13 protein-coding genes are annotated in these 13,339 nt (G+C 42.6%); 12 read left to right on the forward strand and 1 reads right to left on the reverse strand.

What is annotated here, in order from left to right; genetic code table 11:
* The first annotated feature begins 82 nt into the window (after window positions 1-82).
* The 4 genes from EKM82_RS08940 to EKM82_RS08955 all read left to right on the forward strand — a co-directional run bounded on the left by EKM82_RS08940 (window position 83) and on the right by EKM82_RS08955 (window position 3,677).
* Entirely contained in the window at window positions 83-1,054 is a 972-nt protein-coding gene (locus EKM82_RS08940; protein ID WP_125768206.1) for a hypothetical protein, read from the forward strand.
* A complete protein-coding gene (locus tag EKM82_RS08945) occupies window positions 1,054-1,770 on the forward strand; it encodes an NAD-dependent protein deacylase (protein ID WP_125768209.1) in 717 nt (238 codons plus the stop codon). Before EKM82_RS08940 ends, EKM82_RS08945 begins: the two co-directional genes overlap by 1 nt.
* Window positions 1,764-2,057 carry a chorismate mutase gene (locus tag EKM82_RS08950; RefSeq protein WP_125768212.1) on the forward strand — a complete coding sequence of 98 codons (294 nt, stop codon included), beginning with the start codon at window positions 1,764-1,766 and terminating at the stop codon, window positions 2,055-2,057. The genes EKM82_RS08945 and EKM82_RS08950 overlap by 7 nt, the downstream gene beginning before the upstream one ends.
* Before the next feature lie 174 nt (window positions 2,058-2,231).
* Entirely contained in the window at window positions 2,232-3,677 is a 1,446-nt protein-coding gene (locus tag EKM82_RS08955; protein WP_125768215.1) for an APC family permease, read from the forward strand.
* A gap of 767 nt (window positions 3,678-4,444) precedes the next feature.
* Here the strand turns inward: EKM82_RS08955 and EKM82_RS08960 are convergent.
* Complete coding sequence (locus EKM82_RS08960) at window positions 4,445-5,284, reverse strand: DUF72 domain-containing protein (protein WP_125768218.1); 840 nt, start codon at window positions 5,282-5,284, stop codon at window positions 4,445-4,447.
* A gap of 192 nt (window positions 5,285-5,476) precedes the next feature.
* Between EKM82_RS08960 and EKM82_RS08965 the strand changes: the two genes are divergently transcribed.
* The 8 genes from EKM82_RS08965 (at window position 5,477) to purR (ending at window position 13,322) form a co-directional block, all read left to right on the forward strand.
* Entirely contained in the window at window positions 5,477-6,628 is a 1,152-nt protein-coding gene (locus tag EKM82_RS08965; RefSeq protein ID WP_125768221.1) for an ABC transporter ATP-binding protein, read from the forward strand.
* Between the two features lie 532 nt (window positions 6,629-7,160).
* Window positions 7,161-7,364 carry a hypothetical protein gene (locus tag EKM82_RS11540; protein WP_164508201.1) on the forward strand — a complete coding sequence of 68 codons (204 nt, stop codon included), beginning with the start codon at window positions 7,161-7,163 and terminating at the stop codon, window positions 7,362-7,364.
* A gap of 74 nt (window positions 7,365-7,438) precedes the next feature.
* The gene (gene metG / locus EKM82_RS08970) at window positions 7,439-9,439 is read left to right on the forward strand and encodes a methionine--tRNA ligase (protein ID WP_125768224.1); all 2,001 of its coding nucleotides are present in this window, start codon (window positions 7,439-7,441) and stop codon (window positions 9,437-9,439) included.
* A 9-nt stretch (window positions 9,440-9,448) separates the two neighbouring features.
* Window positions 9,449-10,231: a TatD family hydrolase gene (locus EKM82_RS08975; RefSeq protein ID WP_125768226.1), complete on the forward strand. Its 783-nt coding sequence runs from the start codon at window positions 9,449-9,451 to the stop codon at window positions 10,229-10,231.
* The gene (rnmV, locus tag EKM82_RS08980) at window positions 10,228-10,785 is read left to right on the forward strand and encodes a ribonuclease M5 (protein WP_125768230.1); all 558 of its coding nucleotides are present in this window, start codon (window positions 10,228-10,230) and stop codon (window positions 10,783-10,785) included. Before EKM82_RS08975 ends, rnmV begins: the two co-directional genes overlap by 4 nt.
* A 171-nt stretch (window positions 10,786-10,956) precedes the next feature.
* Complete coding sequence (gene rsmA, locus EKM82_RS08985) at window positions 10,957-11,847, forward strand: 16S rRNA (adenine(1518)-N(6)/adenine(1519)-N(6))-dimethyltransferase RsmA (RefSeq protein WP_125768233.1); 891 nt, start codon at window positions 10,957-10,959, stop codon at window positions 11,845-11,847.
* Between the two features lie 122 nt (window positions 11,848-11,969).
* Entirely contained in the window at window positions 11,970-12,212 is a 243-nt protein-coding gene (locus EKM82_RS08990; RefSeq protein ID WP_125646666.1) for a Veg family protein, read from the forward strand.
* 282 nt (window positions 12,213-12,494) lie between these two features.
* Window positions 12,495-13,322 carry a pur operon repressor gene (gene purR / locus EKM82_RS08995; RefSeq protein WP_125768236.1) on the forward strand — a complete coding sequence of 276 codons (828 nt, stop codon included), beginning with the start codon at window positions 12,495-12,497 and terminating at the stop codon, window positions 13,320-13,322.
* The last annotated feature ends 17 nt before the right edge of the window (window positions 13,323-13,339 follow it).

Here is a 13,339-nt window from a genome sequence, read left to right on the forward strand (position 1 = left end):
CTCCCTTGGCTACATTTATGAGTGCGGCTTGCGTTATACTAGTAGTAAGTAACATTATAAAAATAAAGTAGAGGCTAAATAAATGATAGTGACTTTACCTTTAAATACTAAAGTTCAAGCTTTGTTACAGCACGAACGTGAACGGATTGCACCACAAAAACTCGAATTAGAAGTGGCGGGACCAGATTCCTTAGTCCTTGATCCCACGGCCTCAAAAATTATTCGTGATCCCCAAAATAATCTACATCTAATGATTCCGAATCCACGCTTTGCTAATTTTATTGTAGCTCATGAATTGCTTCATTTACAACAAGAAGGCCGTCAAAGTATTAAAATTAGTTCAGCTCATCAAGACCACTCTGAGATTGATCAAGTCTTGCTGACCTTGGGCCGAATTATGTTAGAATCATTGGTTCATGTGCCTATGCGAGATTATTTAGTTGCGGCTGATGCCTTAGATCAGCCAACTCAATTAGCTATGCGTCAATATTATACCCATAATTTATTGCGTGATGCGCCGGGCACCGGGGAAACGACCACAATGATGGCGAACAGTTTGCAATTGTTTGACGCGCGGATTTTTCTAACGGCGGCACAAGTCGCTGACACTAGCTGGGCGACTGATTATCCCCAAGCCTGGGCCATTGCTGATCAATTATGGCAAATTGCCACGAGCAAGGAATTGCGGACTAATCGAGATTTACGCGGCACCTTGTTGAAATTACTGAAGCTGTTTGCTGAACAGCAAGCAGGTTTGCCAGTTGAGTTTAGTCGCGACTTATTAGTCACGCCCGTTTTGTCACCTCGAGAATTAAAGCTGCGCGTTGAACAATTATTCCAATTGTGGCATGACCCGGCTAAACAATCTGATTATTTAGTGATTAGTAAAAAAGATGATCAAGCTACTTGGCGTCTGTCGTTATCACCTAAGCAGCAAGCTAAGGAAGCAATGTTGCAACGTTATCAACTATCAGTTGCTGAATTTTGTCAGCAATATCACTTTGATTATGCGGGACGCGATGAGCCGATTTTTGCTGCTGAGGAGGTCAAATAATGGCGACCGTTGCTGATTTAGCGACTGCGATTAAGCAAGCGCAGAATTTAGTGTTTTTAACTGGTGCTGGCGTTTCGACTCATTCAGGTATTCCTGATTATCGCTCTAAAACAGGCCTGTATGCCGATCAGGCTGATCCTGAGTATCTTCTGAGCCATGAAAATCTTGAGGCACACCCAGCTGATTTTTACGATTTTGTGATGCAGCGGATGTATTATCCTCAGGCCAATCCCAATGAAATTCATCAGGAAATTGCCCGGCTCTGTAATCAGAAGGGGCAATTAATTACCCAAAACGTTGATGGCTTGGACATAAAAGCTGGCAATCAGCACGTCATCGAGTTTCATGGTGATCTATACGATTTGTATTGCCAGAAATGTGGGCAAAGTGTGAGCTATCAAGAATATGCCCAAGATTATCACCATCAACTTGATCAAGGAATTATCCGACCGCGGATTGTTTTGTACAACGAGCCAATTAATACGGCTAAACTGACTGCCTCAGTGGCGACTGTTAATCAGGCCGATTTGATCATGATTGTTGGCACTAGTTTTCGGGTCTATCCTTTTGCCCAATTACTGCAGTATCGTGGTGCGGCGGTGCCAGTTTTCGTCATTAATCAAGAACAAATTGCGGCCCCAGACAGTGTGCAAATGATCCAGGGGGATGCTTTGAAAATTTTCCAAGAATTAACGGAGGCTTTACAATCATGCTAGAACCAGAACGACAAGAAATTGATGAAATCGATCAACAATTAGTGGATTTATTAGTCCGGCGCTTAGCGGTTTCAGAAAAAATCGCCACGACCAAACTGGCGCACAATCTGCCTTTATTGGATCAGCAACGAGAAAAACTGGTTTATCAACGAGTTGCCGATCAAACGCCCGTTGATAAACGGCCATATTTAAAGACGCTATTCACTGACATTATGCTGGTTTCCAAGCAGTATCAGGCCAAACTAATGAAAGCTTGGCAAGATGACCATGCAACAACTGATAAATAATGATTGGTCACAGAAAAACCACCACGCTAAAAAACAGCGCGGTGGTTTTCTGAAAATTCGCGAAGGCCCTTGCAACTCGTAATAATTTCTTTATACTTATAAAAGATTATTAATCGTGTTCGGGATAGCAAACAACCGCTATTCCTCACAACTTATTTTAAGGGGCTTAGCAAGATGGATGATTTAGAACCGAAAAAGAAATTTATTAGTTGGCCAGTTATTGCGTTGATGGACTTTGTGACGGTAATTGGTTTCGACGATATTATTTATAACTTCCGTAACCAGGGTTTGGGTACGGTAACGACTTGGATTTTAATGCTATTTTTATTCGTGATTCCTTACGAAATGATGGTTGGTCACTTGGGCTCTGTTTTCAGTAAAGAGGGTGGCGGTTTATCCTCTTGGGTCCGTGGTACTTGGGGCGACACTTGGGGTTATATTGCCGCTTGGATTTATTGGGTCGTTGGGTTGCCATACGTTGTTGACGTTGCCAATTCGATGGTGATTTCTTTCGGCTGGTTGGTCAATGGGAATCCTTCCATGCAAGATCATATGAGTAATAGTATGTTTGCTTTATTGACGGCTGTTATTTTCACGCTCTTTATTTTCATTCAACACCATTTACGCAATTCGTTGCAGTGGCTGGGCATTATTGGTGGTGGCGCCATGTTCATCATGACCATCTTGTATGTCATCATGACTTTTGCTTATTTAGGCAAAGGGAATATGCCGCACACCGAACCATTTACCATTAAGTCAATGATTCCGAAGTTTAACTTTACGTATTTCACGACGATTGGTTTATTCATTTTTGCCATGAACGGGTCTGAGTATGTTGCTCCTTATGTTACTGAGATGAAGGACGGCAAGCGGGACTTTCCTAAGGCGATGTGGATGTTAGCCATTATGACTGGTTTCTTAACAGTTCTCGGTTCATTCTCGCTAGGTGTTTTCTTCAACGCTCATCATTTGCCCAATGATTTGAAAATGAACGGTTCTTATTACGCCTTTCAATACATGGGCGAGGAATTTGGCATGGGCCGTTTCTTCCTTTATGCTTTTGCCGTTACCCAAGCGATTTATATGATGGCACAATTAGCGGTGCTGATTGATGCTGGTACCCGGATGTTCTTGTCAGATACGGCTAAGAAATACTTGCCACGACAACTGACCAAGCTTGACAATCGTGGCTTGCCAATCAATGGTTACTGGTTAACGACCGGAATTTGTATGGTGATCATGGTGCTTAGTGCCACTTTGCCGAACATGAACTCGATTTTTAATCAGCTCTTGAATCTTAATGGGATTGTTTCGCCATTTGCGACTTGCTTCTTGTTCACTTCATTTATTTGGGTGCGGTTGAAGCAGGATAAGTATCCTTCAGAATTTGTTTATATTAAAAATCGTAAACTTGCCTTAACTGTAGGTTGGTGGTGCTTGATTTTAACCTTTGGCGCTGCTTGCTTGTCAGTCTTCCAAGTTGATGAACCAGTGGGCTCAGCTGCATACTGGCATGTGATTGCGTTAAATATTATTGAACCAATTATTATGGTCGGTATTGGCGCAATCTTGCCATTGATTGCTCGGGCACAACGACGCTCTGGAAAATATGCTGATTAGAACTGTTTCGAAAGTTAGTTTACTAGACATCGAATAGTGCCGTCTTCCCTAAACTGGAAGGCGGTTGCTGGGTGATTTTAATTTTAACTAGTTTTTAGGCAGAGTAGTGGACAACTCCGTTGCGGCCGGCGGGTTGTGGAACGCTGCGGGCATTGATTTAAGCTTTTGCTGCGCAAAATCTTAAATACAAGCCTTATCCTAAGCGCTAAAGCGCCAAGGATAATTTCGCGGCTGACAACCCGGCGGCCTCCACTGCGTTTTGAGCTAGGCCGAACCACTTGAGATTTAATAGATAGCAAGGCAGCACTGGCAAAGCTAGACGCCAATCGCCCAGCAACCACCTTGATGAAACTAACAGAATTGAGCACCACTAATTTGAAAAACAATTAGCGCAAAATAATAAGTCTGTTTGACAATCTGGATAAACCCAGAAACTGTCAGACAGACTTTTTTGACATTACTATTCAGTTGTTGCAACAATTTGAATTAAGTTGATTAATCCCACTGCAACTGCCTATATCACTCGCAAAACTGAAGTGTTCTACCTCAACTCCAGACGGAATGGAGGGATCTTGGTGTCAGCCGCCAAATTATTGTTGGTGCTTTAGCACTTACAATAAGACCTGTATTGAAGACTTTTGAAAAAAGGCTTCAATCAGTGTCGGCCGCGTTCCACGCCAAGCAGCCCGGAATGGAGTCAGACCTTGTTCTGTTTTAACATCTTATCCAAGTTTTAGAAGCTCAAATTAGTTGTATGGTGAACAGACTCAGAATAAATCCAATTGCTCGCCACCAGGTCGTTGGTAATTTAGACCAAGCAATTGACTGAACTGCAACGCATTATCGGCGGCGTCTGCATTGGCATTATTGTTGAAGATCACGTAATTAGTGGTGACATTTGTGGCAACTGACCGTACTTCGGCCGCCAATTGTTCTAGCTCAACAGCTGAATAACGATATAAAGTGCGCCCTTCTTTACTACCAGCGCCTTTTTTGGCCCAGTTCTCGGCATTACGACCGTGAAAACGCCAGAAACTGACTGGTGGTGTCGTTACAATCGGCAAGCGCGGCACGCTTTCTAGGCCAATATTGGGTTCGTCAATAATGCCCAAAGTTAACTGCAGTTGTTGGAGGCGCTGGCTGATTTGCTGTGTATATTGGGGCTCATACCAACTACGATGACGAAATTCGAGAAAAATCGGTAATTTGGGCAGGCTTTTTCGCGCTAGGGTTAAATAGTTAAGATGAGTCTCAGTTAAATCGAAAGCAGGGGGGAATTGCATGAGCACGCCCGCTAATTGATGAGTTGCCACAATTGGTACGATTGTTTGGCGAAAGTCCCGGAATAAATCGCTGAAGGTTGTTGCCGGCTGCAATTCTTGCTGCCAAGTTAAGGCGCTGGGCACTTTAACAATGAATTTAAAATTGCTCGGCACTTGCTGCTGCCAATTGGCAACGACGCTAGCTTCCTTAAGCGCGTAGAAAAAAGTATCTAATTCAACTACGGGAAAAATATGACTGTAATCAGTCAGACTCGGTGTTTTAATTGTCGGCAGTAAGTTTGGATGGCGACTCCAGGTAGTTAAACCAATTTGAATATTCAACATGTAGACACCTCAAGATAACATTGGAATAGGGCCATTATACCTTATTTGCTGATCAGTAGACCACCACAGGGGACACAGCTTTCGGCAGGTTGCACAATTGCGAAAACGCTTTTTTGTGCGGGTTGGGCTGGTTGTAGTAATCGTTTTCTTTTATGATGTATTTGTACTCCAAAAGGAAAGGTGTTTTTCGAAATGGTTAAAGTAGACCTAGATCACATTTACAAACAATATGCAAATGCAGAAGAAAATGACTTCGCAGTATCAGATTTTGACTTACACATTGATGACCATGAATTTATCGTATTTGTCGGCCCTTCAGGCTGTGGTAAATCAACCACATTACGGATGATTGCCGGTTTGGAAGATATTACTAAAGGCGATTTAAAGATCGGCGGCAAGATCATGAACGATGTTGCTCCTAAAGACCGTGACATCGCCATGGTATTCCAGAACTACGCTTTGTATCCACATATGACTGTTTTTGATAACATGGCTTTCGGTTTGAAATTACGTAAATACGAAAAAGATGATATCAAGAAGCGTGTTGAAGAAGCTGCTAAAATCTTAGGCTTGGAAGATTACTTGGATCGTAAACCAGCTGCTTTATCTGGTGGTCAACGTCAGCGTGTTGCCTTAGGCCGTGCGATTGTCCGTGATGCTCCTATCTTCTTAATGGATGAACCTTTATCTAACTTGGATGCCAAGTTACGTGTAACGATGCGTTCTGAAATTGCTAAATTACACCAACGTTTGAACACAACTACTATCTATGTAACCCATGACCAGACAGAAGCCATGACTATGGCCGACCGGATCGTTGTTATGTCAATGGGCCAAGTTCAACAAATTGGTACTCCTCAAGAAGTTTACGATACACCTAAGAATAAATTCGTTGCCGGATTTATTGGTTCACCTGCAATGAACTTCTTTGAAGTTCATTACGAAAATGGTGTCTTAACTGATGCTAACAAGGACATCAACATTGTTGTCCCTGAAGGCCGAGCTAAGATTCTTAACGAAGACGGTTATGATGGCAAGGACTTAACTTTAGGCGTTCGTCCTGAAGATATCCATACTGAACAAGCCTTCATCGAAACATTCCCTAAGGCAGCTGCTAAGGGCAAGATCGTCGTTTCTGAATTGCTTGGTGCCGAATCATTACTCTACTTGACAACTGGTTCTAGTGAATATGTTGCTAAGGTTGATGCGCGTGACTTCCATCATCCTGGTGAAGAAGTTCAATTAGCCTTTGACTTGAACAAGGCTCACTTCTTCGACAAAGACACAACAGATTCAATCGTTGAAAAAGCTAAGGCTGAAAATCGTGCCGACGCTAACGCATAAGCTTACTACTTCTCCTAAAGAAGGAAAATAAGGCTCATCTGAGCCTTATTTTTTTGTATCAAAAATATTGAGATTACTGACGATTTAAAGAGTGTGGAACGTCGTGACAAGAACGGGTTTGGGGCAGAATGGTGGACAACTCCGTTGCGGCCGGCGGGATGCGGAACGGTGTGGGCATTGATTGAAGCTTATTGCTATGCAACAATCTTCAATACAAGCCTTATCGTAAGTGCTAAAGCACCAACGATAATTTCACGCCTGGCACCCCGACGGCCTCCACTGCGTTTTGAGCTAGTCTAGTTCACTATAGATTTGGTTGATATCAAGGCAGCACAGGTAAAGCTAGCTGCTAATGACCCAGCAACCGTCTGATGAAACTAACAAAATTGGTCACCACTATTTATAAAAACAAAGGCTGTAACTAATAAAGCCTGTTTAGTTATGCAACAATTTGAATTTGGTTGATTAGTCCTCACTATAATTGTGTTAAGTACAAACAAAGTTGAAGTGCTCCATACCAACTCCAGACGGAATGGAGGGCGTGGTTGTCAGCCGCCAAATTATTGTTAGTGCTTTAGTACCTACAATAAGACCTGTATCTGAGACAATTTGTTTTTCAATTGGCTCAGATCAGCGTCGGCCGCGTTCCACAACCAGCAAGCCCGCAATGGAGTCGGCTCAATTTTGTTTCACCACCTACACAAGGTTTTCTGATTTCGGTAATAATCAATTTTGACCTGGTCTCACAACCCGTTTTCATTATGCTATAATATTCTCTGAATATGCTTTGCATGTTAAATTTACGCTTAAATGTCGTTGGAGGTTTTTCTTGTGGCAAAACCAACCTATTATATTACAACACCAATTTATTATCCTTCTGGTAAATTAACGATCGGCAATTGTTACACAACAATTGCTGCAGACAGTTTGGCTCGCTACAAACGTTTGCAAGGTTTTGACGTCTTCTTCTTAACGGGGACTGACGAACACGGTCTTAAAATTGAACAAAAAGCTGAGGCTCAAGGCATTACGCCCCAAGCTTATGTTGATAAGATGGCAGCTGGCATTCAGAATCTTTGGAAAATGCTAGAAATTACTAACAATAAATTTATTCGGACGACTGACGAATATCACGTTAAAGCTGTTCAAAAAATCGTTGAACGTCTAATTAAGCAAGGTGACGTTTATTTAGGTAAGTACACTGGCTGGTATTCTGTTTCCGACGAAGAATACTTTACTGAATCACAGTTGGCTGAAGTTTATCGTGATGAGAATGGCAAAGTGATCGGTGGTAAAGCACCATCTGGCCATGATGTGCAATTGGTCAGCGAAGAATCTTATTTCTTCAAAATGAGTAAATATGCTGATCGGCTGTTGAAGTTCTATGATGATAATCCAACTTTCATCCAGCCTGAATCACGTAAAAATGAAATGATCAATAATTTCATTAAACCAGGCTTGGAAGATTTGGCAATGTCACGGACCACCTTCAACTGGGGTGTGCCTATTCCCGAAAATCCTAAGCATGTCGTTTATGTTTGGGTCGATGCCTTGCTGAACTATATTACGGCTTTAGGTTACGGTAGTGATGACGACAGTCTCTTCAAGAAGTATTGGCCTGCTAATGTCCAATTTGTTGGTAAGGAAATTGTTCGTTTCCATACGATTTATTGGCCAATTATTTTGATGGCTTTAGATTTACCATTGCCTAAGCAAGTTTATGGTCATGGCTGGCTCTTAATGAAGAACGGTAAAATGTCGAAGTCGAAAGGCAATGTTGTTTACCCAGAAATGTTAGTCCAACGTTACGGCCTTGACCCATTACGTTATTACCTAATGCGCGCTTTTCCATTTGGTCACGACGGTATTTTCACACCGGAAGATTATGTGGATCGAATTAATTTCGACTTGGCTAATGATTTGGGCAATTTGCTGAATCGGACCGTTGCGATGATCAACAAGTACGAGGGTGGCGTTGTGCCAACCACTTTGGATGAACATGTTGCAGCTGATCGTGAGTTAGCAGAAACGGCTGATCAAGTAATTGCTGACTATCAAGCGGCGATGACCCATTATCAATTCCCAACGGCCTTGGAGAAAATTTGGCAATTAGTCAGTCGCGCTAATAAATATATTGACGAAACTGAACCATGGAATTTGGCGAAAGATCCTGCTAAAAAGGCTGAATTGGCTAACGTTATGGGTCACTTAGCTGAAAGTTTACGGATCATTGCTATTTTGATTCAGCCAATTATGCCCCATGCACCAAAGAAAATTTTTGCTCAACTTGGCTTGCGTGAAGATGAGTTACAAGTAGCCACACCTAAATTCGGTGAATTCCCGGCTGATCGTCAGGTTGTGAAGAAGGGCGAACCAATCTTCCCACGGCTTGATCGTGATGAGGAAGTGGCTTACATCAAACAAGAAATGGCGAAAGAACAAAAACCAGCGGCACCAGCTCCAGAAACTAAAGCAAAGCCAGAAATCAACTTTAACCAATTTGATGAAGTTGAAATCCGCGTGGCTGAGATTCTCTCAGTGGCTAAGGTAGAAAAAGCTGATAAGTTGTTGAAGTTCGAAGTTGATTTAGGTCATGACGAACACCGACAAATTCTTTCTGGCATTGCTGAGTTTTATCCTGAATATCAAGAATTAGTTCATCATAAAGTTTTAGCAGTGACGAATTTACAACCACGTAAAATTCGTGGTGAAGTTTCTAATGGGATGTTATTGTCCTCAGAAGATGAGCAAGGTAAAGTTCGTTTGGCCTTAGTTGGCGATGAACATCCTAATGGCTCGTTGATTGGTTAGGAGTTATTTTTGGTTAAAATTTTTGATTCTCATACGCATTTAAACGATACGCCTTTTGCTGGTCAAGAGGCGCTTTTCGTTGAACGAGCCGCCGCACTTGGTGTAGTTAAAATGGCCATTGTTGGTTCCAATCCAACTTTGAATGAAGGCGCCTTGAAATTGGCTCGTGACTTTCCCAATTTGTATGCCGTGATCGGTTGGCATCCTGAAGATGCGAAAAACTTTGATGCGGCCGCTGAAGCGACTTTACGGCAACAGTTGCGTGAGCCGAAAGTTGTCGCCGTTGGTGAAATCGGCTTGGATTATCATTGGGATAGTTCGCCGCGTGATGTCCAGCGACAAGTTTTCGCCAAGCAATTGCAAATTGCTAAGGCCTTCGATTTGCCGGTGTCGATTCATAGTCGTGATGCCTTAGAGGACACTTATGAAATCTTGCAGGCGGCGCAAATGCCAGCTGGTCGGATTATTTTGCACAGTTTTAATGCCACACCGGATTGGGCGCCGAAGTTCTTAGATCTGGGTGCTTATCTATCGTTTAGTGGTGTGATTACTTTCAAAAAAGCGGCCTATTTGCGGGAGACTGTTAAACAAGCGCCTTTAGATAAGTTATTGGTGGAAACAGACGCGCCTTACTTAGCGCCAATGCCTTATCGCGGCCGGCAAAACGAACCGGGCTACACTTACTATACGGTTCGCCAGATTGCCACAACATTAGGTTTGCCAGTTGCTACAATTGCTGCCCAAACTTATCGCAATACGCTGAAAGTCTTTGGCTTGGAGGCCGATAAATGATTAATGAAATTATTGTGGTCGAAGGTCGCGACGATACTCGGCGTTTACGGGAAGTTTTCGGTCCGGTCGATACGATTGAGACGCAAGGTTCAGCTGTTTCTGAAGAAACATTGGCTCGCATTGAAGCCGCCGCGGAAGAACGGCCAATTATTGTTTTGACTGATCCTGATTTTAACGGTCAGAAAATTCGCCAAAAAGTTTTGGAAGTGGTGCCAGATGCCAAACAAGTTTTCTTACCACGCAGCTTAGCTAAACCCCATGGTAAGGGTAGCTTAGGCGTTGAACACGCTTCAGCTAAAGCTTTACGAGATTGCTTGGCTAATGTTTTAACAACTGACCCTGATTTTGTTAGCGATTTGACTCAGCATGATTTGATTGCGGCGGGCTTAATTGCTGGCCCTGATGCCAAAGACCGGCGCGAACAATTAGGCGACTTGCTGCATATTGGCTACGCGAATGGCAAACAACTATTACCCAGATTGACCATGTTGCGAATCAGTCGGGCTGATTTTGAAGCGGCGCTGAAACAAATTAAAATGCATGAAGCAGATTAGCTAGGCAATTGTTTGATTGTACCGTTGCTTGAAACGTGTTCGGGGTGCCAGACTGCTAGGCCTAACTTAATTATTTGCTCGATCTGGTTGGCACCAGCTCAATCAAATAATTGAAGTTATGCTACGCAGTCTACCCGGCACCCCTCACACTCTATTTTTAGGAGGTATCTGATGGCTAATGAACAGCCACAACGTTTAGATATTGCTGATCCGATTCGGACCCAAGCGATTCTGCACCAGTTTGGTTTTAAATTTAAAAAGAGTTTGGGTCAGAACTTTCTGACCAATCGGAAAGTTTTAGGTGCCATTGTGGCTGCTGCTGACTTAGAAGCCACGGACACTGTCATCGAAATTGGTCCCGGAATTGGCTCGTTAACTGAGCAATTAGCACGGCGGGTGAAACAAGTGATTGCGGTTGAAATCGATCAACGATTGTTACCGATTTTGGCGGAAACCTTGGCGCCATATGACAATATTCAGGTGGTCAATCAGGATATTCTGAAAACCAGTTTAGCGGAATTATTGGCACCTTATCAGCCCTTGACCGGCAACATTAAAGTGGTGGCTAACTTGCCTTATTACATCACCACGCCGATTATGTTCCAATTGATCAACGGCGAAATTCAACCGGATCGATTAGTGTTAATGATTCAAAAAGAAGTGGCACAACGCATTATTGCGCATCCTGGACATAAAGATTATGGGGCGCTAAGCATTGGTGTTCAGACGAAAATGGCTGCCGAAATTGCGGAGATCGTTCCAAAAACAGCCTTTATTCCTCAGCCCAATGTGGATTCAGCGGTGCTAACCTTAACCCGCTATCAAACTTCGCCATATCAAATTGCCGATCAGGCCATGTTTGATCAAGTGGTTCAGTCTTGCTTCCAACAACGGCGTAAGAATTTGTTGAATAACTTGTTACATCTTTGTGGTAAAAATCATCGCGACGAATTGACGGCGATTTTAGCCGATATGGGCTTAGCACCTAATATTCGCGGCGAGCAATTGTCCATTGAGCAGTTCATCAGCTTAACAGAAGCTGTTAGTAAATTCATACATTAAAGTCCAAAAACAGGGAACAATAAGGGAACACGTTGGCTTAATCCGAACGTTTTTTTGTTGTATCATAAAAACATTGCATAATTATAAATTTTGTGATAGAATGTCAACAAGGAGTGAGGCCAATGCCAATGTCACTAGCAACAATCAAACACCAGCTGGACGATCATATTGGTCAACATTTGACTGTCGTCGCCCAAGTTGGACGTAAAAAGATTACAAGGCGTCACGGTACTTTGAAAGAAACTTATCCGGCTGTTTTCGTCGTTGATTTAAATCAAGAAGAAAACGCCTTTGAACGAGTTTCATATAGCTACACCGATTTATTAACCAAATCCATTGCAATTGAATTCGATGCTGCCAACTAAGACGGCCGAATGCATTACATTTTAAGAAAACCTGGCAGTTTTAATAACTGTCAGGTTTTTTATTTTCCCGGTAAACTCGTTGCAACAGCACACTGGCCGGAGATTTGCAGTATTGCTTGGCAAAGGTTAGTCAATTCAAGCAGGAATTATTGCTATGTCGGCCAGACACAGATTACTTTTTAATAATAAACGAACAATTTTTGATAAATATTACTAATTGTCTAGAATTATCTAGTGAAAATCGGTATAATTGATGTAATAATTCGAGGAGTGAGTGGGTATATGAAAATAAGGCGTAGTGATCGATTAATTGATATGACCAGTTATTTACTGGATCATCCCCGAGAATTAATCTCGTTACCTTTTTTTGTGAAACGGTATGATTCAGCTAAATCATCAATCAGTGAAGACTTGGCAATTATTAAACGGACTTTTGCGGCCCGCGGGTTAGGCGTGATTCAAACCTTGCCTGGTGCAGCTGGTGGTGTGCAATATTTGCCTGGGGTCAACGAGGAGATCGCCGGCGATTTCTTAAAGTTGATGGCCTTAAAGTTAGCTGAAAAGGAACGGTTATTACCCGGCGGTTATTTATATTTATCCGATTTGCTGGGCAACCCACTTTATTTAAAAATGATTGGTCGTCTGATTGCTGCCCAATATGTTGATCAGCAAGTTGACGCCGTTATGACCGTGGCAACTAAGGGAATTCCGATTGCTCAGAGTGTGGCGACTTGTTTGGGTGTGCCTTTCGTCATTGTTCGTCGCGATGCTAAAATCACTGAAGGTGCTACCGTCAGCGTTAACTATGTCTCAGCATCCTCCTCACGAATCGAAAAAATGGAACTTTCAAAGCGTAGTTTAGCCGAAGGTGCCCACGTGGTAATCGTCGATGATTTTATGAAGGGCGGCGGCACCATTCACGGGATGCACGATTTGTTGAAAGAATTTAGTGCTAGCCTAGTCGGCATTACTGTTTTTGCTGAAGCATCTTTTGATGGTCAGCGGGTTGAAAGTGATTATACGTCATTGTTGAATGTCGTTGCTGTTGATACGCAAAACAGTGAGATCAAAGTTGAATTAGGTAACTACCTTGATAAATTAAGTGATTAAAATTAGTTTAGATAGAG

The organism is Lapidilactobacillus wuchangensis (assembly GCF_003946645.1).
Classification (GTDB): domain Bacteria; phylum Bacillota; class Bacilli; order Lactobacillales; family Lactobacillaceae; genus Lapidilactobacillus; species Lapidilactobacillus wuchangensis.

Bases quoted from the DNA above. Each gene is read 5' to 3' on its own strand.
- EKM82_RS08940 (WP_125768206.1), top strand. From the start codon at position 83: ATGATAGTGACTTTACCTTTAAATACTAAAGTTCAAGCTTTGTTACAG.
- EKM82_RS08945 (WP_125768209.1), top strand. From the start codon at position 1,054: ATGGCGACCGTTGCTGATTTAGCGACTGCGATTAAGCAAGCGCAGAAT.
- EKM82_RS08950 (WP_125768212.1), top strand. From the start codon at position 1,764: ATGCTAGAACCAGAACGACAAGAAATTGATGAAATCGATCAACAATTA.
- EKM82_RS08955 (WP_125768215.1), top strand. From the start codon at position 2,232: ATGGATGATTTAGAACCGAAAAAGAAATTTATTAGTTGGCCAGTTATT.
- EKM82_RS08960 (WP_125768218.1), bottom strand. From the start codon at position 5,284: ATGTTGAATATTCAAATTGGTTTAACTACCTGGAGTCGCCATCCAAAC.
- EKM82_RS08965 (WP_125768221.1), top strand. From the start codon at position 5,477: ATGGTTAAAGTAGACCTAGATCACATTTACAAACAATATGCAAATGCA.
- EKM82_RS11540 (WP_164508201.1), top strand. From the start codon at position 7,161: ATGGAGGGCGTGGTTGTCAGCCGCCAAATTATTGTTAGTGCTTTAGTA.
- metG (WP_125768224.1), top strand. From the start codon at position 7,439: ATGTCGTTGGAGGTTTTTCTTGTGGCAAAACCAACCTATTATATTACA.
- rnmV (WP_125768230.1), top strand. From the start codon at position 10,228: ATGATTAATGAAATTATTGTGGTCGAAGGTCGCGACGATACTCGGCGT.
- rsmA (WP_125768233.1), top strand. From the start codon at position 10,957: ATGGCTAATGAACAGCCACAACGTTTAGATATTGCTGATCCGATTCGG.
- EKM82_RS08990 (WP_125646666.1), top strand. From the start codon at position 11,970: ATGCCAATGTCACTAGCAACAATCAAACACCAGCTGGACGATCATATT.
- purR (WP_125768236.1), top strand. From the start codon at position 12,495: ATGAAAATAAGGCGTAGTGATCGATTAATTGATATGACCAGTTATTTA.